This window comes from Xanthomonas sp. F14 (assembly GCF_014199865.1).
Map to the genome: position 1 here is coordinate 986,696 of NZ_JACHOM010000001.1, position 17,773 is coordinate 1,004,468.

Genomic DNA, 17,773 nt, shown 5'->3' on the forward strand with positions numbered 1-17,773 from the left:
AAAGCTACACGCTCACGACAAGCGCGTACGCAGCATGAATGGCGATAATGGCCGCCTGGCCCGCAACGGGCGACCGGGAACGACAGATGGTGGATGCAACCCTGCAACAGCGATTGGCCGACTACCGCGCACGCTGGCCGGACGAAGCGGAGCTGGCCGAGCAGTTCGCTCAGCTGCTGGACGATGCCACCAACCCGTTCCTGCGCGAGCGTGTCGAAGGTCATTTCACCGGCTCGGCGTGGGTGGTCAGTGCCGATGGCACGCGCACGTTGATGACCCATCACCGCAAGTTGCAACGCTGGCTGCAGCTGGGCGGGCACGCCGACGGCGACCGCGACCTGGCGCAGGTGGCCTTGCGCGAGGCGCAGGAGGAGTCCGGATTGACCGGCTTGCGCCTGGCTGACGCGGCCATCTTCGACCTGGACCGGCACTGGATTCCCACGCGCGGCGAGGTGGCCGGGCACTGGCATTACGACGCGCGCTATGTGGTGGTGGCTGGGGCGAACGAGGCATTCGAAGTCAGCGAGGAATCGCTGGCCTTGGCATGGCGCCCGGTCGCCGAGCTGCTTGCCGATCCGCAGCTGGATCCGTCGATGCGGCGCATGGCGGAGAAGTGGGTGGCGCGCGTGCGTTGAGCAGCTTGTCAAAGCCCCTTTTGTCGGGGCGATAAGGCACTGCTTGCGCGCCACTGGCTCGGGTGCCGCAAGCGCGGGCACGCCTGTTACTTGCCGGCTTCGGTGGGCGGCAGCAGCGCGGCCGGCGATCGGCTGCTCGGCTCGGTCAGACATCCTGTCTGACTCGCCGCCGCGGCACATCCGTGTGCCGCTCTCCGCCAATCCCCGGCCACGCTGCTGCCTCGGCCATTCGCTGTCATGGCCTTGGAAGCAGTGGGTGAGTGATGAGACGCCTTTTCGTGCTCAGGTCTGCGAAAGCCCCTCTCCCGTCGAGACGAGCAGGCACAGCTTGCGCGCCACAAGCGCGGCCTGGCCTGTCGCTTAGCGGCTTGGGTGGGTGGCAGCAGCGCGGCCAGCGATCGGCTGCCCGGCTCGGTCAGACATCCTGTCTGACTCGCCGCCGCGGCGCATCCGTGCGCCGCTTTCGGCAATCCCCGGCCACGCTGCCTCGGCCATTCCCTGTCATGACCTTGGAAGCAGTGGGTGAGTGATGAGACGTTTTTTCATGCTCAGGTCTGCGAAGGCCCCTCTCCTGTCGGGGCGAGCAGGCACAGCTTGCGCGCCATGGGCGCGCGTGCCTGCGAGCGCCCGCGCCGCAAGCGCGGACCGGGGCGCGGAGCGGGGGAGGGTACGGTTGAATAGTTAGGGGGATAAGGCACTGCCTGCGCGCCACTGGCGCGGAGCGGGGGTTTGGGGGAGTACCGCCAGGCACCGGCTGCCAGTCTACGAGTCAGCCTTACTGGCGCGGGGCGAGGCGTTTGCCATGGCAGACGCGCCGAAGTTGGCCGCAGCGCCCCTCATCCGGCCCTTCGGGTCACCTTCTCCCGTTGGGAGAAGGGGGCACGTCAGTACAACGTCCGCTCAGTACAGAATGCGCGTCCGCAAGGTCCCTTCGATCAAGGCCAGGCCTTCCTTCAGTGCGGTGGCCTGCGCCTCGCTGGCGCTGACGTCGATGACCACGTAGCCCACCTTGGGATCGGTGCGCAGGAACTGGCCGTCGATGTTGACGTTGTGGCGCGAGAACAGTTCGTTGATCTTGGACAGCACGCCCGGCACGTTGCGGTGGATATGCAGCAGACGCAGGCTGTCGGGGTGCTCGGGCAGGGTGACCTCGGGGAAGTTCACCGCCGACAGGGTGCTGCCGTTGTCGCTGTAGCGCACCAGCTTGGCGGCCACTTCGATGCCGATATTATCCTGCGCTTCCAGCGTGCTGCCACCCACGTGCGGGGTCAGGATCACGTTGTCGTGTGCGGTCAACTTTGATTCGAACGCATCGCCATTGCCCTTGGGCTCGATCGGGAACACGTCCACCGCCGCGCCGCCGATCTGGCCCGAGCTCAGCGCCGCGTCCAGTGCGTCGATGTCGATCACCGTGCCGCGCGAGGCGTTGATCAGATGCGCGCCGTGCTTCATGCGCGCGATTTCCGCCGCGCCGATCATGTCCTTGGTTGACGGCGTCTCCGGCACATGCAGGGTCACCACGTCCGCGCGTGCCAGCAGGTCGTCCAGATCGATCGCCGCGCGCGCGTTGCCCAGCGACAGCTTGGTTTCGATGTCGTGGAAGATCACCTGCATGCCCAGCGACTCGGCCAGCACGCCGACCTGGGTGCCGATATGCCCGTAACCGACGATGCCCAGCACCTTGCCGCGCGTTTCGTGGCTGCCGGCGGCCGACTTGGACCACCCACCGCGATGGCACTCGGCGTTCTTCTGCGGGATGCCGCGCAACAGCAGGATCGCCTCGGCGATGACCAGCTCGGCCACGCTGCGGGTATTGGAGTAGGGCGCGTTGAACACCGGGATGCCGGCCAGCTCGGCCGCGTCCAGATCGACCTGGTTGGTGCCGATGCAGAAGCAGCCCACTGCGATCAGCCGCTTGGCATGCGCCAGCACCTCGGCGCTCAACTGCGTGCGCGAGCGGATGCCGACGATATGCGCCTCGGCGATGCGCGCGATGAGTTCGTCTTCCGGCAACGACTTGGCGTGCAGTTCGATCTGCGAATAACCGGCGGCGCGGAACACATCCACGGCCGTCTGGCTGATGCCTTCCAGCAACAGAACGCGGATATCCTGCTTGGGAAACGAGGTTCTCTTCGGCGACATGGGGGAGCGCATTGCAGCAATCGGGTCGGCAACTATGCCAGATGGGCCGCGCGATGGGGCGCCCGCAACGCAGTGTTTGCGCAGGCAAAGTCCTTGTGGTGCAACGGTTTCAGCTGAATCCAACGCCGCGGCGGCGCCATGTCGTGCAACTGGACGAGGCCGGCGCGCACTGGCACGCTGTGCGGTTCCTACTGCAGCGCCGTGTGCCATGACCGATCCCCGCATCCTTTCGTTGCAACAGGCCGTGCCCGCGTTGCGTTTGAAGACCGAGCCGGCCGACCTGGAACACTACGGCCGCGACTGGACGCGGCGCTGGACGCCCAACCCGCTGGCGATCGCCTTGCCCGGTTCGGTGGACGAGGTGCAGGCGGTGCTGCGCTGGGCCAATGCGAACGCGGTTGCGGTGGTGCCTTCGGGCGGGCGCACCGGCTTGTCCGGCGGTGCGGTGGCTGCCAACGGCGAGCTGGTGCTGAGCCTGGAGCGCCTGAACAAGCCGCTGGAGTTCAATGCGGTGGATCGCACGCTCACCGTCCAGGCCGGCATGCCGCTGGAAGCGGTGCACAATGCCGCGCGCGAGCATGGTCTGTTGTATCCGGTGGATTTCGCCGCGCGCGGCTCGTGTTCGATCGGCGGCAATATCGCCACCAATGCCGGCGGCATCCGCGTGATCCGCTACGGCAATACCCGCGACTGGGTTGCCGGCCTGAAGGTGGTCACCGGTGCCGGCGAACTGCTGGAGCTCAACAACGCGCTGGTGAAGAATTCCAGCGGCTACGATTTCCGCCATCTGATGATCGGCTCCGAAGGCACGCTCGGCGTGTTGGTCGAAGCGACATTGCGACTGACCGAGCCGCCGCCGCCCAGCAACGTGATGCTGCTGGCGCTGCCTTCATTCGAGGTGTTGATGCAGGTGTTTGCCGCGTTCCGCGCGCAGCTGCGGCTGGAGGCATTCGAGTTCTTCACCGACCGCGCGCTCGAACACGTGCTGGCGCACGGCGCGCAGGCGCCGTTTGCGCAAGTGCATCCGTATTACGTGGTCACCGAATTCGCTGCTGGCGACGAGGCGCAGGAAGCCGCAGCGATGGCGGCATTCGAGACCTGCATGGAGCAGGGCTGGGTCAGCGACGGGGTGATCAGCCAGAGCGATGCGCAGGCCGCGCAACTGTGGCGGCTGCGCGAAGGCATCACCGAAGCGCTGGCGCGCTACACGCCGTACAAGAACGACGTGTCGGTGCGCATCTCGGCGATGCCGGCGTTCCTGGCCGAAACCCAGGCGTTGCTGCACGATGCGTATCCGCATTTCGATGTGGTGTGGTTCGGCCATATCGGCGACGGCAACCTGCATATCAACGTGCTCAAGCCCGACGACACCAGCCAGGCCGATTTCGTGGCGGCCTGCGATCAGGTGACCAAGTTGCTGGCGCAGGCCTTGCAGCGTTTTGGCGGCAGCATCTCTGCCGAACACGGCATCGGCCTGGTCAAGAAGGCCTATCTGTGGAGCACGCGCTCGGCCGAGGAGATCGCCTTGATGCGCGGGATCAAACATGTGCTCGATCCTCATCTTTTGCTGAATCCCGGCAAGCTGTTCGAGATGGACGACGCGCCTGCCGCCACGCGTGCCGGTTAGTCTTTCACCACCTTCACATGGAATCGATACGCCAATGATGCGCTCCCTCGTGTTTTGCGCTTTGACGCTGCTGCCGCTGGCGGCCTTCGCATCCAGCCTGGCCGGAACCTCGGCGGGTGCATCGTCGGCCGGTTCGTCCAATTCCTCCGGCAGCAGTTCCGGCGACGACAAGGTGGTGGCCGACGCACGCGAAGATGCCGCCGGCTTCGTCGCCAGCGATGGCGCGATCCGCGGCGCACGGCTGGAAGCGGCGCTGCTGCAGTTGCGCAGCCGTAGCGATGCGGCGCGGCTGTCCAGCGACCTGGAGCTGGCGCAGTCCATCCTGGCCCAGTGAGTTCTCCTCGCCGGTGCTGGTGGCTGTGGCTGGCCGCAGCGATCGCACCGGCGGCGCAGGCCGAATTACGCATCGATGTCGATCCGCAGGGCCTGTCTGCGGCGCAGATCGACGCCGCGCACGCGTTGGTGGAACAGGTGGCGCAGCGTCTGCCGCCGGCCTGGATGCAGCGCATCGACGCACCGATCCAGCTGCAGTGGCGCACGGATTTGCCGGCACACGTGCATGGCCGCGCGATCGGCCGGCGCATCCTGCTCGATCGCGACCTGCTGGATGCCTGGAGCGTGCAGGCGACAGCTACGCAGACCGACCCCGAGGCACCGGCCACGCGCGCGGCAATGGCCGCCGTGGTGCATGAACTGGCGCATGTGCTGGACCGCGGTGCGCACGGCGGCTTGTCGCGCGACCCGCGGCTGCGCGATCTGGCCGGCTGGCAGGTGCGTCCCTGGCGGATCGGGCGTGGCGCAAACCGGTTCAGCGATCGCAGCCCCGACGATTACGAGCGGCGCAGCCCAGCCGAATTCGTCGCGGTGAATCTCGAACACTACGTGCTCGATGCCGATTATCACTGCCGGCGTCCGGCGCTGGCGGCCTGGTTCGCCGAGCGGGTCGGTGGCATGCCCGGTGCAACCCATTGCGAGACGACGCTACCGTACCTGCAGGCCGATAACGATGCCGGCGCGATGTCGCTGCTGGCACTGGATCCAGCGCGTGTGTACGCGGTGGACTACCTGCTGGCCGAGGGCAATGCGCAGCCGATGAGCCGCTGGGGCCACAGCATGCTGCGTCTGGTGATCTGTGCCCCTGGCCGCGCGCCCGGTCCCGATTGCCGTCTGGATCTGCAGTATCACCGCGTGCTGTCGTTCCGCGCCTTCGTCGGCGATGTGCAGATTTCCAGCTGGCGCGGGCTGACCGGTTCGTATCCCTCGCGGCTGTTCGTATTGCCGTTGAATCAAGTCGTGGACGAATACACCAAGGTGGAGCTGCGCGCGCTGTCGTCGGTGCCGCTGACACTGACGCGCGGGGAGATCGCCGCGCTGCTCGCACGCGCCGCGCAGGTGCATTGGAGTTACGACGGCCGCTACTACTTCATCGGCAACAACTGCGCGGTGGAGACCTTCAAGCTCCTGCACGACGGCGTGCCGCGGCTGGCCGCGGCACGGCTGTCGTCGATCACCCCGCGCGGCGTGAGGCAGCGCTTGCAGCGCGCCGGCATCGCCGACATGCAGGTGCTGGACGACCCTGCGCAGGCGATTCGCCAGGGCTATTACTTCGAGTCGGCGGCAGCGCATTACCAGACCATGTTCGAGGTGATCCGCCGCGGCCTGCCGGTGCCGCAGACCAGCGTGGAGCAATGGCTGGACGCGCGCGCGGACGCGCGTGCGCAGTGGTTCGACCGCGGCGGTCTGCGCGAGACCGCTGCAGCGTTGTTGCTGGAACAGGCCGCGTTGCGCCGCCAGGAATTGCTGGCACGCGATGCGCTCAAGCGCCTGCTGACACCCGGCGCGGCCGGGCGTGACTCGGTGCAGGGTCAGCTGCAGTCGCTGTTCGCGCGGCAGGCCCGGCTCAGTCATCCGGCCACGCTGTTGGGCAGCGCCGGCTACGGACTGCCGCAAGCAGACGAGCGGCAGGACCTGAGCGCGCGCGTGGTGCAGGAAACCGGCGTACTGGTCGACGGCTGGAAACAACTGCAGGCGCTGGGGCGGCAGCAACTGCCGGCCGACGTCCGCACTGGATTGGAGCAGGGCGAGGCGAATGTGCAGCGCCTGCGCGCACGCCTGCGCGAGCTAGCGCGCGGTGATGCGGCTGCCGACAAACGCCTGCAGCGGTAAGTCCCAGTTCCCGGTGCTCCGGCCAGGGACGACGCATTGCACCAGCTGGCACCTGTCACACCAGCCGGCGCACCTCAGCCAGCCGGTTGCAGATCCGCCTGCACCGAATACTTGCGCAGCCAGTCGCTGACCTGCGCGTTGTTGCGGTACTGCTGCATCAGCTTTGCAAGCCGTGCCGGTGCGGGCGTGCAGAATTGCGCGATCGCCACTTCGATCTCGTGGCGACGATCGGCGTCGTACGGGTCCTCGCCCGCGAAGTGCTCGCAGGTGTCGTAATCCTCCACCAGCGTGCGTACGTCCTCCGGCATGCCGCACAGGCCGGGCGGATGTTGCAGCCACTCCTCGTCCACCTTGGCATCGGTGCAGGCCACCGGCGCAGGTGCGGGCGTGGCTGTCGGCGCCGGGGCTGGTTGCGCCGTGCAGGCGCCCAGCAGCCCCAGCGTCACCACAACGACCAGCTTGCGCATCAGTCGGCGCGGCCCGCGAATTCGCCGGTGGTGGTGTTGACCAGCACGCGCTCACCGTTGGTGATGTACTCGGGCACCATGATTTCCAGGCCGGTATTGAGCTTGGCCGGCTTGGGCCGCTTGGTGGCGGTGCCGCCCTTGAGTTCGGGCGGGGTTTCGACCACTTCCAGCGTCACCGTCTGCGGCAGTTGCACGGCCACCGGCTGGTCGTCGATCACCTGCACGTAGATGCCGGTCAGCCCGTCGATGATGTAGCCGGCATCGGTGCCGATCACGTCCGCATCCAGCGTATACGGGGTGAAATCCTCGTCGTCCATGAACACGAACGCCTCGCCATCCTTGTACGAGAACGTCGACAGGCGACGCAGCAACTCCACTTCCGGCAGGTTGTCGTCGGCGTCGAAGCTGGCGTCCAGCTTGGCGCCACCGGGCACGCTGTACATGATGAAGCGGAAGCGCACGTTGCCACCGCGGCCCTGCGGCGAGCTGCGCTCGATGTCGCGGATCTGGTAAATGCCGCCGTTGTATTCGACGACGTTGCCTTTCTTGATGTCGTTAGCTTTCATGGAATGAGTCAGGGATTGGTGATTTGGGATTAGGGATTGGCAAAGCAGAGCTGGAGCGGGCGGGCAGGGCAGTAGTGCTGTTACGAATCCCCAATCCCGACGCACCAATCCCCGCTACTTCGGCGCCAACCGCACGCCGCCGTCCAGGCGAATCACGTCGCCATTGAGATAGCGATTGCGCAGGATGAAGGCGACGGTGTCGGCGTATTCGTCGGGTTGGCCCAGGCGCGAGGGGAACGGGATCGCCGCGGCCAGCGATTGCTGCACCGCCTCCGGCATGCCGTCCACCATCGGGGTCCAGAACACGCCCGGTGCGATCGTCATCACGCGGATGCCGAAGCGGGCCAGCTCGCGCGCCATCGGCAAGGTCATGCCGACCACGCCCCCCTTGCTGGCGGCATAGGCGGCCTGGCCGATCTGGCCTTCGTAGGCGGCCACCGACGCGGTGTTGATGATCACGCCGCGCTCGCCATCGTCGCCGGCGCTGTTGTGCTGCATCACATCGGCTGCGGCCTTGGCGACATTGAAGCTGCCGACCAGGTTGACCAGCACGGTGGTGCGGAAGGTCGCCAGCGGCATTGGCGCTTCCTTGCCGAGCACGCGGCCCGAGCCCAGGATGCCGGCGCAGTTCACCGCCAGGTTGAGCCCGCCCAGCGCCTGCGCGGCCTGCGCCACGTTGGCGGCGACCTGCGCCTCGTCGGTGACGTCGGTGGCGAAATACTGCGCGTTGCCGTCACCGAGCAGCGCCAGCGCCGCCTCGGCCTTGTCGGCGTTGACGTCGAACAGGGCGACCTTGCCGCCGTCGGCCACGATGCGCTGCGCCACGGCCAGGCCCAGGCCGGAAACGCCGCCGGTGACGATGGCAAGAACAGAAGAAGACTGCATGCGGTGGTTCCTTGAAAATCCTGGAAGCCGGTGGATGCCGGCAGGCGAACGGGTGACGACGCAGCCGGCGATTCTAGCCGAAGCGTCCGTGTGACCGCCCTGGAAGATGTGCGGGTGCGGCAGCGTGCGGGACTGAAATCTCAGCCGGCCGCCGCCAAGGCCTTGCCGACCTTGCTGCCGGTCTCGCGGCCCAGTAACTGCGCCAGCCAGCGGCCGGTACGGGCGAGGGCAGGCAGGTCGATGCCGGTCGACATGCCCAGCCCATGCAGCAGATACACCACATCTTCGCTGGCCACATTGCCGCTGGCGCCCTTGGCGTAGGGGCAGCCGCCGGCACCGGACACCGCCGCATCGACCACGCGCACGCCTTGCTCCAGACAGGCGGCGATGTTGGCCAGCGCCTGGCCGTAGGTGTCGTGGAAGTGCACGGCCAATGCCGGCATCGGGACCGCCTGCGCCACCGCAGCAAGCATCTGGCGTGCCTTGGCCGGGGTGCCGACGCCGATGGTGTCGCCCAGCGAAATCTCGTAGCAGCCCAGTGCGTACAGCCGTTGCGTGACATCGACCACATCGGCCACCGGCACCCCGCCCTGATACGGGCAGCCCAGTACGGTGGAGACATAACCACGCACGCGCACGCCGTCGAGCGCGGCCTGTTCCAGGATCGGCCGAAAGCGCGCGATCGATTCGTCGATGCCGGCGTTGGTGTTGGTGCGATTGAAGGCCTCCGACGCCGCGGTGAACACCGCCACCTCCTGTGCACCGGCGGCGCGTGCGCGCGCATAGCCCTGCAGGTTCGGCACCAGCACCGGATAGGCGATGCCCGGCGCCTGGGTGATGCCGGCGAACACCTCGGCCGCATCGGCCAGCTGCGGCACCCAGCGCGGGCTGACGAAGCTGGTCGCCTCGATGCTGCGCAGCCCGGTCGCGGAGAGTTGATCGATCAAGGCGATCTTGTCGGCGGTGGCGATCGGTGCCGCTTCGTTCTGCAGGCCATCGCGCGGGCCGACCTCGACAATGCGGACGAAGTCGCTCACGCCGCGCCCTCCGGCACCCAGGCCGGGCTGCGCTTGTCGAGGAAGGCGCCCAGGCCTTCCTGGCCTTCCGGGGAAACGCGCAGGCGCGCGATCCACGCGGCATTGGCAGCGTCGATGGCGTCGCGGTCGATCGGTGGCAGCACCGCGCGCACCAGCGCCTTGGCGCTGGCCGCGGCCAATGGGGCGGCCGCCAGCAACAGGCGGACCTGGCGCTCCACCGCGATATCCAATTGGTCGGCGGCGACCAGTTGATGCAACAGGCCCAGCAGCTGCGCGGTGGCCGCATCGAAGATCTCGGCAGTGGCGAACCAGCGCCGTGCCTGGCGCGCGCCGATCGCGGCGATCACATACGGTGAAATCACCGCCGGCAGCAGGCCGAGCTTGCTCTCGGTCAGCCCGAAGCGTGCCTCGGTGCAGCCGATGGCGATATCGCAGCACGCCACCAGGCCCACGCCGCCGCCAAACGCTGCGCCGTTGACGCGCGCGATGGTCGGCTTGGGCAGTTCGTCCAGCGTGCGCATCAGGCGCGCCAGGGCGAGCGCATCGGCCGCGTTGTCGGCCTCGCTGGCACCGGCCATGCCGCGCATCCAGTTCAGGTCGGCGCCCGCAGAGAACGCAGCGCCGGCACCGGTGATCACGACGACGCGGATCTGCGCTGCCCGGCCGGCCTGCTGCAAGGCGTCGGTGAGCGCGCCGATCAAGGTCGCATCGAAGGCGTTGTGCACCGCCGGGCGGTGCAGTCGCAACGTGCGGACCGCTCCCTGGTCCTCCACGATCAAGCCGGTGTCCTGCATTGCGTCAACGTCCATGAATGGGATGCGAACCATGATAGCGGCACGGGTCGGCTGAGCCATGACGCGGTGCGTCGATGCTAGAATTGAGAACCATTCCTAACAATCAGGCCGTCTTTGTGACGCTGTCCGACATGCCCTTGCATCGCGCCGCCATCGTGGATTCCGTGGAGGATCGCCTCCCCAACGACACGATCGCCCGGCGTCTGCGCGAACTGGGTTTTGTCGCCGGCGAAGAAGTCACGGTGCTGGCGACCGGGCCGGTCGGGCGCGAACCACTGCTGGTACAGGTCGGTTACACCCGGTTCGCCCTGCGCCGCAGCGAGGCCGCACGCGTGCAGGTGCGCGTCGATGGAGCACAGGCATGAGCGCGGCGAGCGTCCCGTTGCGGCTGGCGCTGGTGGGCAATCCCAACAGCGGCAAGACCGCACTGTTCAATCAGCTGACCGGCAGCCGGCAGAAGGTCGCCAACTACACCGGCGTCACCGTCGAACGCAAGGAAGGGCAGTTCCGTGCGCCATCCGGGCGCGACTTCGCGGTGCTGGATCTGCCCGGCGCCTATAGCCTGCAGCCGGCCAGCCTGGACGAGGCGATCACCCGCGACCTGTGCCGTGGCTTCTACCCCGGCGAACCGGCACCGGACGTGCTGGTCTGCGTGATGGATGCGACCAACCTGCGCCTGCACCTGCGCTTTGCGCTGGAGTTGCGCGAGCTGGGCCGGCCGATGATCGTGGCCTTGAATATGGTCGACGCCGCGCAACGACGCGGCATCGTCATCGACCTGCCGGCGCTGGAACAGGCGCTCGGGGTGCCGGTGGTGGAAACCGTGGCGGTACGCCGCGGCGGTGCCAAGGCGCTGGTCGAGCGGCTCGATACGCAGGCCGCGCGCCTGGTCGCCCCCAGCGCCGCGCCGCCGGCCGATGGCAACTATCACGCCCAGGTGCGGCAGATCCTGAGTGCGGCCGTCAGCATGCCGACCCGCACCTCGCGGGTGGACGATGCGCTGGACCGCTGGCTGCTGCACCCGCTCTGGGGCCTGGTCACGCTGGCGGTCGTGATGTTCCTGATCTTCCAGGCGGTGTATGCCTGGGCCATGCCGGTGATGGACCTGATCGACGGCGGCACCTCGGCACTGGGCGAGTGGGTCGGCGCCACCTTGCCGGAAGGCCCGCTCAACAGCCTGCTCAAGGACGGCATCATCGCCGGCCTGGGCGGGGTGGTGATCTTCCTGCCGCAGATTTTGATCCTGTTCGCCTTCATCCTGGCGCTGGAGGAGTCCGGCTACCTGCCGCGCGCGGCCTTCCTGCTCGACCGCATGATGTCTGCCGCCGGCTTGTCCGGGCGCTCGTTCATTCCGTTGCTGTCGAGCTTTGCCTGCGCGGTGCCGGGCATCATGTCCACACGCAGCATCCAGGACCCGCGCGACCGGCTCGCCACCATCATGGTCGCGCCATTGATGACGTGTTCGGCGCGCCTGCCGGTGTATGCCTTGCTGATCGGCGCCTTCATCCCGCAGAAGACCGTGTGGGGCATCTTCAACCAGCAGGGCCTGATCCTGTTCGGGTTGTATGCCGCGGCCATCGTCAGTGCGCTGCTGGTGTCGTGGACGATGAAGAAGTGGCGCCGCGACAAGAGCGAGCATCCACTGATGCTGGAGTTGCCGTCGTACCGCCTGCCGCATCTGCCCGACCTGGCGCTGGGGCTGTGGGAGCGTGCGCTGATCTTCCTCAAGCGCGTCGGCGGCATCATTCTGGCCCTGACCATCCTGCTGTGGTTCCTGCTGTCGTTCCCGGCCGCGCCGGCCGACGCCACCTTGCCGGCGATCGATTACAGCTTCGCCGGGCGCATCGGCCATGCGATGGCGGTCTTCTTCGCGCCGCTGGGCTTCAACTGGCAGATCTGCATCGCGCTGATCCCCGGCCTGGCCGCGCGCGAAGTGGCGGTGGCCTCGCTGGCGACCGTGTACGCGCTGTCGGCTGCCGACGACGATGCCGCCGCGCAGGCCTTGTCGCCGCTGATCAGCGATGGCTGGTCGCTGGCCACCGCGCTGTCGCTGCTGGTCTGGTACATCTACGCGCCGATGTGCATCTCCACGCTGGCCACGATCAAGCGCGAAACCAACTCGTGGAAGCAGATGACGGTCAGCGCGGTGTACCTGTTCGCGCTGGCCTACCTGGCCTCGCTGGTGACCTACCAGCTGGCCGTGCTGCTGGGAGCCGGCTGAAGTGGATCTGTCGCTCACGCTGCAATACGTTGTCATCGCGCTGGCGGTGTTGCTCAGCCTGTGGGTGGTGATGAAGAAGCAATTTCCCGGCACGCTGCGGCGTCTGCGCGGCGCAGTGGCGATCGGCCTGCTGCGCGATGGGCGGCCTGCGTGGATGCGGGCGCTGGGCCGCCGCGTGGCGCCGCCGGCCGCGCAGAACGCCGCGGCCTGCGGTGGCTGCGACAGCTGCGGGCCGACCCCGCCACGTCGTCACTGACACACCGCAGTTCTTCGGTAGCGCCACCGCGACCCAGGCGTGTGTCGTGACGCGTGGCGATGGTCGGCGCAGCGGCGATACCGCCACTGGGCGGGTTGCGTCGTCGACGCTGCAGTGCACAGCGCGTCGGCCGTGGGCCTTCGCTATGCTTGCGCGATGACGACCTCTTTCCAGATCTCCCGACGTGCGCAGGCGCTGACCAGTTCGGCGATTCGCGAAATCCTCAAGGTGACCGAGCGGCCGGAGGTGATTTCTTTCGCCGGCGGGCTGCCGTCGCCGGCCACCTTTCCGGTGGAGCGCATGCGCGCGGCCAGCGATCAGGTGCTGCGCGATGCGCCGCAGGCCGCGCTGCAATACGGCCCCACCGAAGGCTATGCGCCGCTGCGCGAATGGGTGGCCACACGCCTGAGCCGCGACGGCGCCAGCATTCGGCCCAGCCAGGTGTTGATCACCACCGGCTCGCAGCAGGGCTTGGACCTGCTCGGCAAGGTCTTCATCGACGAAGGCAGCAAGGTGCTGGTGGAAACGCCAAGCTACCTGGGCGCGCTGCAGGCGTTCTCGCTGTTCCAGCCGAGCTTTGTCGGCATGCCCTCGGACGAGGACGGAGTGGTGGTGGACGCGCTGGATCCTGCAGTGCTGGCCGATGCGCGCTTTCTGTATTGCCTGCCGAACTTCCAGAACCCCACCGGTCGCCGGCTGCCGCTGGCGCGCCGTCAGGCCCTGGTGGCGCGGGCGGCGGAGGCGGGCGTGCCGATCGTCGAAGACGACCCGTATGGCGAGCTGTATTACAGCGGCCAGCCGCTGCCGAGCCTGCTGTCGCTCAACCCGGAGGGCGTGATCTACATGGGCTCGTTCTCCAAGGTGCTTGCGCCCGGGTTGCGGCTGGGCTACGTGGTCGCGCCCGAAGCGGTGTTGGGCAAGCTGATCCAGGCCAAGCAGGCGGCCGATCTGCATACGCCCTCGTTCACCCAGCGCGTGGTCCACCAGACGTTGCAGGACGATTTCCTGGACACGCATATTCCGCAGATCCGCGCGCTGTATGCGCGTCAATGCAGCCTGATGCTGGAGGCACTGGATCGGCATTTCCCGCCCCAGGTGCAATGGAATCGCCCCGAAGGCGGCATGTTCCTGTGGGTGACCCTGCCACCCGGGCTGGACGGCACCGCGCTGCTGGCGCGTGCGATCGTGCGCAATGTCGCGTTCGTGCCGGGCGCGCCGTTCTACGCCACCTTGCCGCAGGTCAATACCTTGCGGCTGTCGTTTGTCACCGTGCCCGGCGACAGGATCGACGCCGGCATCCAGGTCCTGGGCGAGGTGCTGCGCGAGGCGCTGGCCGAATTGCCCGGACAGGGCGCGTGAGCACGCAGACCGCTGGCGTGCAGGCGCCTGCGCTTGCGATCACCATCGACAGCGTTGCGATCGGCATCGCACGCGACTTCACCCGGCCCGGTAGCCGCAGCGCGATCGACAAGCGGGCGGTGGACGGCAGGGTGCACGTCGGTCCCGACGGTCTGCACGGCGACGAGCAGGGCGACCGGCGTGTGCATGGCGGGCCGGACAAGGCGATCCATCACTATCCACGCGATCACTACGCCGCCTGGCAGGCCGAGCTCGGTGCGCAGGCATTGCTGGAGACGGCCGGCGCATTCGGCGAGAACCTGAGCAGCCTCGGCCTTACCGAAGCCGAGGTCTGCCTGGGCGATCGCTTTGCATTGGGTACGGCAGTGGTGGAGGTCTCGCAGCTGCGTCAGCCATGCTGGAAGCTGTCCGACCGTTTCGGCCTGCGCGACATGGCGCGCCGCGTCCAGGACACCGGCCGCACCGGCTGGTATTACCGCGTGCTGCAGCCCGGCGACGTTTCGGCCGGCGACATGCTGACACTGCAGCAGCGACCGCATTCGCAATGGACGCTGTCGCGCCTGCAACAGCTGCTGTATGCGCGCGATGTCGACGTCGCCGCCATCACCGAGGTGCTGCAACTGCCGCTGGTACCGTCATGGCAGGCGCTGTTCGAACGCCGCATGCAACGCCGCGAAATAGAGAGCTGGAGCAAACGCCTGCACGGCACAGCCGACTGAAAGCAGCCAGCACCATCGCGCGCGATCAAAGGCCGCGGCCGCGCCAGCTGCAGGGCTGAGATTTGGGATTCGGGAGTCGGGATTGGGGAATCGCGATCACGAAGTCGGCAACGCCACCTTCCAGGCGCCGCCATGATGGCCGTATGCCATGCGTCCTCATCGTCCTTACCAACGTACAGTGGCGCAGCCCTTACCAATCCATGGCCGCTTGCGACGTTGTATGCCAACCACCACGCGCACCCCACGGACGCCACCAAGCCCAAGCGCCACAGCACATAAAACGCGCACACCCGCATCCGCTCTCACGAGTTCCTGATCCCGATTCCCGGCTTTAACGACTCCCCAATCCCGGCTCCCCAATCCCAGCTTTTACGATTCCCGATTCCCGATTCCCAGCTATCTTGTACAACCCCATCGCCCAGCTAGGCCTGCCGCCATGACACCGTCTCCTGTGAAAGTTCTGATCCACGGCGCCTCCGGGCGGATGGGCAAGGCATTGCTGCGCCTGGCTGCCGAAGACGAGGCGCTGCACGTCGTCGGTGCGGTGGTGGGGCGCTCGCCTTCGCAGCGCGTGGTGGACGGCGTGCCGTACTTTGCCGCCAGCGAACTCGGCGGTGCGCCGGCCTTCGATGTGGCAATCGACTTCAGCCTGCCGCAGGGCTTCGCACCGATCCTGGCGCTGTGCGCGCAGCGCGGCAAACCGCTGGTGTCCGGCACCACCGGTCTGGATGAGGCGCAGCGCGCCGCGTTGCTGGAGGCCGCGCAACAGATCCCGTTGGTGTGGGCGTCCAACTTCAGCCTGGGCGTTGCGGTGCTGACCGAACTGGTGGAGCGTGCCGCCGGCAGCCTGCCGGGCTGGGATTGCGACATCGTCGAGGCGCATCACGTGCACAAGCAGGACGCACCCTCCGGAACCGCACTGACGCTGGGGGAGGCGGCCACCGGCAGCGGCGCGCAGCCGCGCTTTGCCAGCCTGCGCGCCGGCGACATCGTCGGCGAGCACACGGTGCAGTTCACCGGGCTGGGCGAGCGGGTGGAGCTGGTGCACCGCGCCACCAACCGCGACATCTTCGCGCGCGGTGCCCTGCATGCGGCCAAGCGGCTGCTCGGCAAGCCGGCCGGCAGCTATCGCGTGCGCGATCTGGTGCTGTAAGCCGGCGCGTCGCCGCGCATGAATGGCGAATGATCGCGGTGGCGCATTCATCCCGCCATTGCGGTGGCACTGCGGCGACCGGTGTTCTCCAGGCTGGCATGCCGGGGCACTTGCCTTTACAATTCTCGCTTGCCCGAACCAGCGTCGGACCGGTCCTCAGCACCGCGTCCGCGCTTTGCTGCAACCGGAATTTGGCCGGAAGCGCATCGGAGTCCCAGGCAGCCAGAGCGAGACCCCCACGTGACCCAACCCGCAATCCTTGTCCTCGAAGACGGCACCGTGTTCGAGGGCGAATCCGTAGGCGCCAACGGGCTTTCCGTCGGCGAAGTGGTGTTCAACACCGCCATGACCGGTTACCAGGAAGTCCTGACCGATCCCTCCTACGCCCGCCAGATGGTCACGCTGACCTATCCGCATATCGGCAACACCGGCTTTACCGATCAGGATGACGAGGCCAGCAAGATCTGGGCCGCCGGCCTGATCGTGCGCGACGTGCCGCGTCGCCCCAGCAGCTGGCGCAGCGAAGTCGCATTGCCGGAGTGGCTGCAGGCCCGCGGTGTGGTGGCCATTTCCGGCATCGACACCCGCAAGCTGACCCGCCTGCTGCGGCAGAAGGGCGCCCAGAACGGCGCACTGATGGCCGGCGAGATCGATGTGGACAAGGCACTGGAAGCCGCGCGCAGCTTCCCCGGCCTGAAGGGCATGGACCTGGCCAAGGTGGTTTCCACCGAGACCAGTTACAGCTGGCAAGAAGGCTCGCTGGATCTGAATTCCGACACCTTCGTGCGCGCCGAGCTGAAGCACAAGGTTGTTGCTTACGATTACGGCGTCAAGCTCAACATCCTGCGCATGCTGGCCGACCGTGGATGCGACGTCACCGTGGTGCCGGCGCGCATGCCAGTGGCCGAGGTGCTGGCAATGCAGCCCGACGGTGTGTTCCTGTCCAACGGCCCGGGCGACCCGGAGCCCTGCGATTACGCCATCAGCGCCATCCAGGAACTGATCGCCAGGCAGGTGCCCACCTTCGGCATCTGTCTGGGCCATCAGCTGCTGGCGCTGGCCGCCGGCGCCAGCACGGTCAAGATGACCACCGGCCATCACGGCGCCAACCATCCGGTGCAGGATCTGGACGGCGGGCGGGTGATGATCACCTCGCAGAACCATGGCTTTGCGGTCGACGAAAGCACGCTGCCGGCCAATGTCCGGGTGACCCATCGGTCGCTGTTCGATGGCACCAATCAGGGCATCGCGCTGACCGACGCACCGGCGTTCTCGTTCCAGGGCCACCCGGAAGCCTCGCCGGGCCCGCGCGATGTGGGGCCGTTGTTCGACCGGTTCGTGGAGTTGATGGCCAAGGATGCCAAGCGCGCATGAGCGCTCGTTTGATGGGTGTGCTGATCGTGCTGATGGGCGTTGCGCTGACATATTGGGGCGTGTGGATGCCGCTGGAGCAGGCACGCGCTGGCGCACAGTCGATCACGCTGCACGGCGGCATGAAGCTGGCCTTGCTGGTGCCGATGTGCTTCGTTTTCGGTGTCGGCTATGTGGTTGGAGGGGGATCCTTTCACCACCGCATGCAGAACACCGACCCGGACAAGGTACGCCGTTGGGGCAAGACCTCCGGGATCGGCTGGCTGCTGATCCTGGGCAGCTTTGCCGCGTCCTTCGGGCTGTATCAATGGATGCAGCACACCCTGCGCGCCCTCGGCTATGGATCTGCCGGATGAACCCGGCATTCGGCTCTGC

The 17,773-nt window shown here is 67.3% G+C and carries 18 protein-coding genes; 12 read left to right on the forward strand and 6 right to left on the reverse strand.

Going from position 1 to position 17,773, the window contains the following annotated elements; all coding sequences use genetic code 11:
- The first annotated feature begins 47 nt into the window (after nt 1-47).
- A complete protein-coding gene (locus GGR73_RS04390) occupies nt 48-635 on the forward strand; it encodes an NUDIX hydrolase (protein ID WP_184455793.1) in 588 nt (195 codons plus the stop codon).
- A 900-nt stretch (nt 636-1,535) separates the two neighbouring features.
- Here the strand turns inward: GGR73_RS04390 and serA are convergent.
- Nucleotides 1,536-2,777, reverse strand: coding sequence for a phosphoglycerate dehydrogenase (serA, locus tag GGR73_RS04395; protein ID WP_054592450.1), 1,242 nt, complete (start codon nt 2,775-2,777; stop codon nt 1,536-1,538).
- A gap of 208 nt (nt 2,778-2,985) precedes the next feature.
- On the opposite strand from serA, the gene GGR73_RS04400 reads away from it, so the two are divergent.
- From GGR73_RS04400 to GGR73_RS04410, 3 genes are read left to right on the forward strand one after another with little or no spacing between them, the layout of a single operon-like run.
- A complete protein-coding gene (locus tag GGR73_RS04400) occupies nt 2,986-4,404 on the forward strand; it encodes an FAD-binding oxidoreductase (RefSeq protein ID WP_184455795.1) in 1,419 nt (472 codons plus the stop codon).
- Nucleotides 4,405-4,438: 34 nt separating this feature from the next.
- A complete protein-coding gene (locus tag GGR73_RS04405; protein WP_024937732.1) occupies nt 4,439-4,738 on the forward strand; it encodes a DUF2388 domain-containing protein in 300 nt (99 codons plus the stop codon).
- The gene (locus GGR73_RS04410; protein ID WP_184455797.1) at nt 4,735-6,570 is read left to right on the forward strand and encodes an Lnb N-terminal periplasmic domain-containing protein; all 1,836 of its coding nucleotides are present in this window, start codon (nt 4,735-4,737) and stop codon (nt 6,568-6,570) included. Before GGR73_RS04405 ends, GGR73_RS04410 begins: the two co-directional genes overlap by 4 nt.
- 74 nt (nt 6,571-6,644) lie before the next feature.
- On the opposite strand, the gene GGR73_RS04415 is transcribed toward GGR73_RS04410, so the two are convergent.
- The 5 genes from GGR73_RS04415 to GGR73_RS04435 all read right to left on the reverse strand — a co-directional run bounded on the left by GGR73_RS04415 (nt 6,645) and on the right by GGR73_RS04435 (nt 10,319).
- Nucleotides 6,645-7,037 carry a hypothetical protein gene (locus GGR73_RS04415; RefSeq protein ID WP_024937731.1) on the reverse strand — a complete coding sequence of 131 codons (393 nt, stop codon included), beginning with the start codon at nt 7,035-7,037 and terminating at the stop codon, nt 6,645-6,647.
- Nucleotides 7,037-7,603, reverse strand: a complete 567-nt coding sequence (gene yeiP, locus GGR73_RS04420; RefSeq protein WP_016904354.1) for an elongation factor P-like protein YeiP — start codon at nt 7,601-7,603, stop codon at nt 7,037-7,039. The genes GGR73_RS04415 and yeiP overlap by 1 nt, the downstream gene beginning before the upstream one ends.
- 114 nt (nt 7,604-7,717) lie before the next feature.
- Nucleotides 7,718-8,488: an SDR family oxidoreductase gene (locus tag GGR73_RS04425; RefSeq protein WP_104570108.1), complete on the reverse strand. Its 771-nt coding sequence runs from the start codon at nt 8,486-8,488 to the stop codon at nt 7,718-7,720.
- Between the two features lie 140 nt (nt 8,489-8,628).
- Entirely contained in the window at nt 8,629-9,525 is an 897-nt protein-coding gene (locus GGR73_RS04430) for a hydroxymethylglutaryl-CoA lyase (protein WP_184455798.1), read from the reverse strand.
- Nucleotides 9,522-10,319 (reverse strand): enoyl-CoA hydratase-related protein, encoded by a 798-nt coding sequence (locus tag GGR73_RS04435; protein ID WP_016904357.1) that lies wholly within the window; start codon nt 10,317-10,319, stop codon nt 9,522-9,524. The genes GGR73_RS04430 and GGR73_RS04435 overlap by 4 nt, the downstream gene beginning before the upstream one ends.
- A gap of 116 nt (nt 10,320-10,435) precedes the next feature.
- Between GGR73_RS04435 and GGR73_RS04440 the strand changes: the two genes are divergently transcribed.
- The 8 genes from GGR73_RS04440 to GGR73_RS04475 all read left to right on the forward strand — a co-directional run bounded on the left by GGR73_RS04440 (nt 10,436) and on the right by GGR73_RS04475 (nt 17,754).
- On the forward strand, nt 10,436-10,684 hold the full coding sequence (locus tag GGR73_RS04440; protein WP_016904358.1) for a FeoA family protein: 249 nt from the start codon (nt 10,436-10,438) through the stop codon (nt 10,682-10,684).
- Nucleotides 10,681-12,540, forward strand: a complete 1,860-nt coding sequence (gene feoB / locus GGR73_RS04445; RefSeq protein ID WP_184455800.1) for a ferrous iron transporter B — start codon at nt 10,681-10,683, stop codon at nt 12,538-12,540. Before GGR73_RS04440 ends, feoB begins: the two co-directional genes overlap by 4 nt.
- A 1-nt stretch (nt 12,541) precedes the next feature.
- The gene (locus tag GGR73_RS04450) at nt 12,542-12,796 is read left to right on the forward strand and encodes a DUF6587 family protein (protein ID WP_016904924.1); all 255 of its coding nucleotides are present in this window, start codon (nt 12,542-12,544) and stop codon (nt 12,794-12,796) included.
- Between the two features lie 156 nt (nt 12,797-12,952).
- Nucleotides 12,953-14,155, forward strand: coding sequence for an aminotransferase-like domain-containing protein (locus GGR73_RS04455; RefSeq protein WP_184455802.1), 1,203 nt, complete (start codon nt 12,953-12,955; stop codon nt 14,153-14,155).
- On the forward strand, nt 14,152-14,874 hold the full coding sequence (locus GGR73_RS04460; protein ID WP_456362915.1) for an MOSC domain-containing protein: 723 nt from the start codon (nt 14,152-14,154) through the stop codon (nt 14,872-14,874). Before GGR73_RS04455 ends, GGR73_RS04460 begins: the two co-directional genes overlap by 4 nt.
- A gap of 436 nt (nt 14,875-15,310) precedes the next feature.
- Nucleotides 15,311-16,027: a 4-hydroxy-tetrahydrodipicolinate reductase gene (gene dapB, locus GGR73_RS04465; protein WP_039521385.1), complete on the forward strand. Its 717-nt coding sequence runs from the start codon at nt 15,311-15,313 to the stop codon at nt 16,025-16,027.
- 240 nt (nt 16,028-16,267) lie between these two features.
- On the forward strand, nt 16,268-17,401 hold the full coding sequence (gene carA, locus GGR73_RS04470) for a glutamine-hydrolyzing carbamoyl-phosphate synthase small subunit (RefSeq protein ID WP_184455804.1): 1,134 nt from the start codon (nt 16,268-16,270) through the stop codon (nt 17,399-17,401).
- Nucleotides 17,398-17,754, forward strand: a complete 357-nt coding sequence (locus GGR73_RS04475; RefSeq protein ID WP_065032247.1) for a hypothetical protein — start codon at nt 17,398-17,400, stop codon at nt 17,752-17,754. The genes carA and GGR73_RS04475 overlap by 4 nt, the downstream gene beginning before the upstream one ends.
- Nucleotides 17,755-17,773 lie beyond the last annotated feature (19 nt).

What these genes read in the sequence shown, in the direction of transcription:
- feoB (WP_184455800.1), top strand. Translation starts at nt 10,681, where the DNA reads ATGAGCGCGGCGAGCGTCCCGTTGCGGCTGGCGCTGGTGGGCAATCCC.
- GGR73_RS04435 (WP_016904357.1), bottom strand. Translation starts at nt 10,319, where the DNA reads ATGCAGGACACCGGCTTGATCGTGGAGGACCAGGGAGCGGTCCGCACG.
- GGR73_RS04390 (WP_184455793.1), top strand. Translation starts at nt 48, where the DNA reads ATGGCCGCCTGGCCCGCAACGGGCGACCGGGAACGACAGATGGTGGAT.
- serA (WP_054592450.1), bottom strand. Translation starts at nt 2,777, where the DNA reads ATGTCGCCGAAGAGAACCTCGTTTCCCAAGCAGGATATCCGCGTTCTG.
- GGR73_RS04455 (WP_184455802.1), top strand. Translation starts at nt 12,953, where the DNA reads ATGACGACCTCTTTCCAGATCTCCCGACGTGCGCAGGCGCTGACCAGT.
- yeiP (WP_016904354.1), bottom strand. Translation starts at nt 7,603, where the DNA reads ATGAAAGCTAACGACATCAAGAAAGGCAACGTCGTCGAATACAACGGC.
- GGR73_RS04415 (WP_024937731.1), bottom strand. Translation starts at nt 7,037, where the DNA reads ATGCGCAAGCTGGTCGTTGTGGTGACGCTGGGGCTGCTGGGCGCCTGC.
- GGR73_RS04405 (WP_024937732.1), top strand. Translation starts at nt 4,439, where the DNA reads ATGATGCGCTCCCTCGTGTTTTGCGCTTTGACGCTGCTGCCGCTGGCG.
- GGR73_RS04475 (WP_065032247.1), top strand. Translation starts at nt 17,398, where the DNA reads ATGAGCGCTCGTTTGATGGGTGTGCTGATCGTGCTGATGGGCGTTGCG.
- dapB (WP_039521385.1), top strand. Translation starts at nt 15,311, where the DNA reads ATGACACCGTCTCCTGTGAAAGTTCTGATCCACGGCGCCTCCGGGCGG.
- GGR73_RS04400 (WP_184455795.1), top strand. Translation starts at nt 2,986, where the DNA reads ATGACCGATCCCCGCATCCTTTCGTTGCAACAGGCCGTGCCCGCGTTG.
- GGR73_RS04425 (WP_104570108.1), bottom strand. Translation starts at nt 8,488, where the DNA reads ATGCAGTCTTCTTCTGTTCTTGCCATCGTCACCGGCGGCGTTTCCGGC.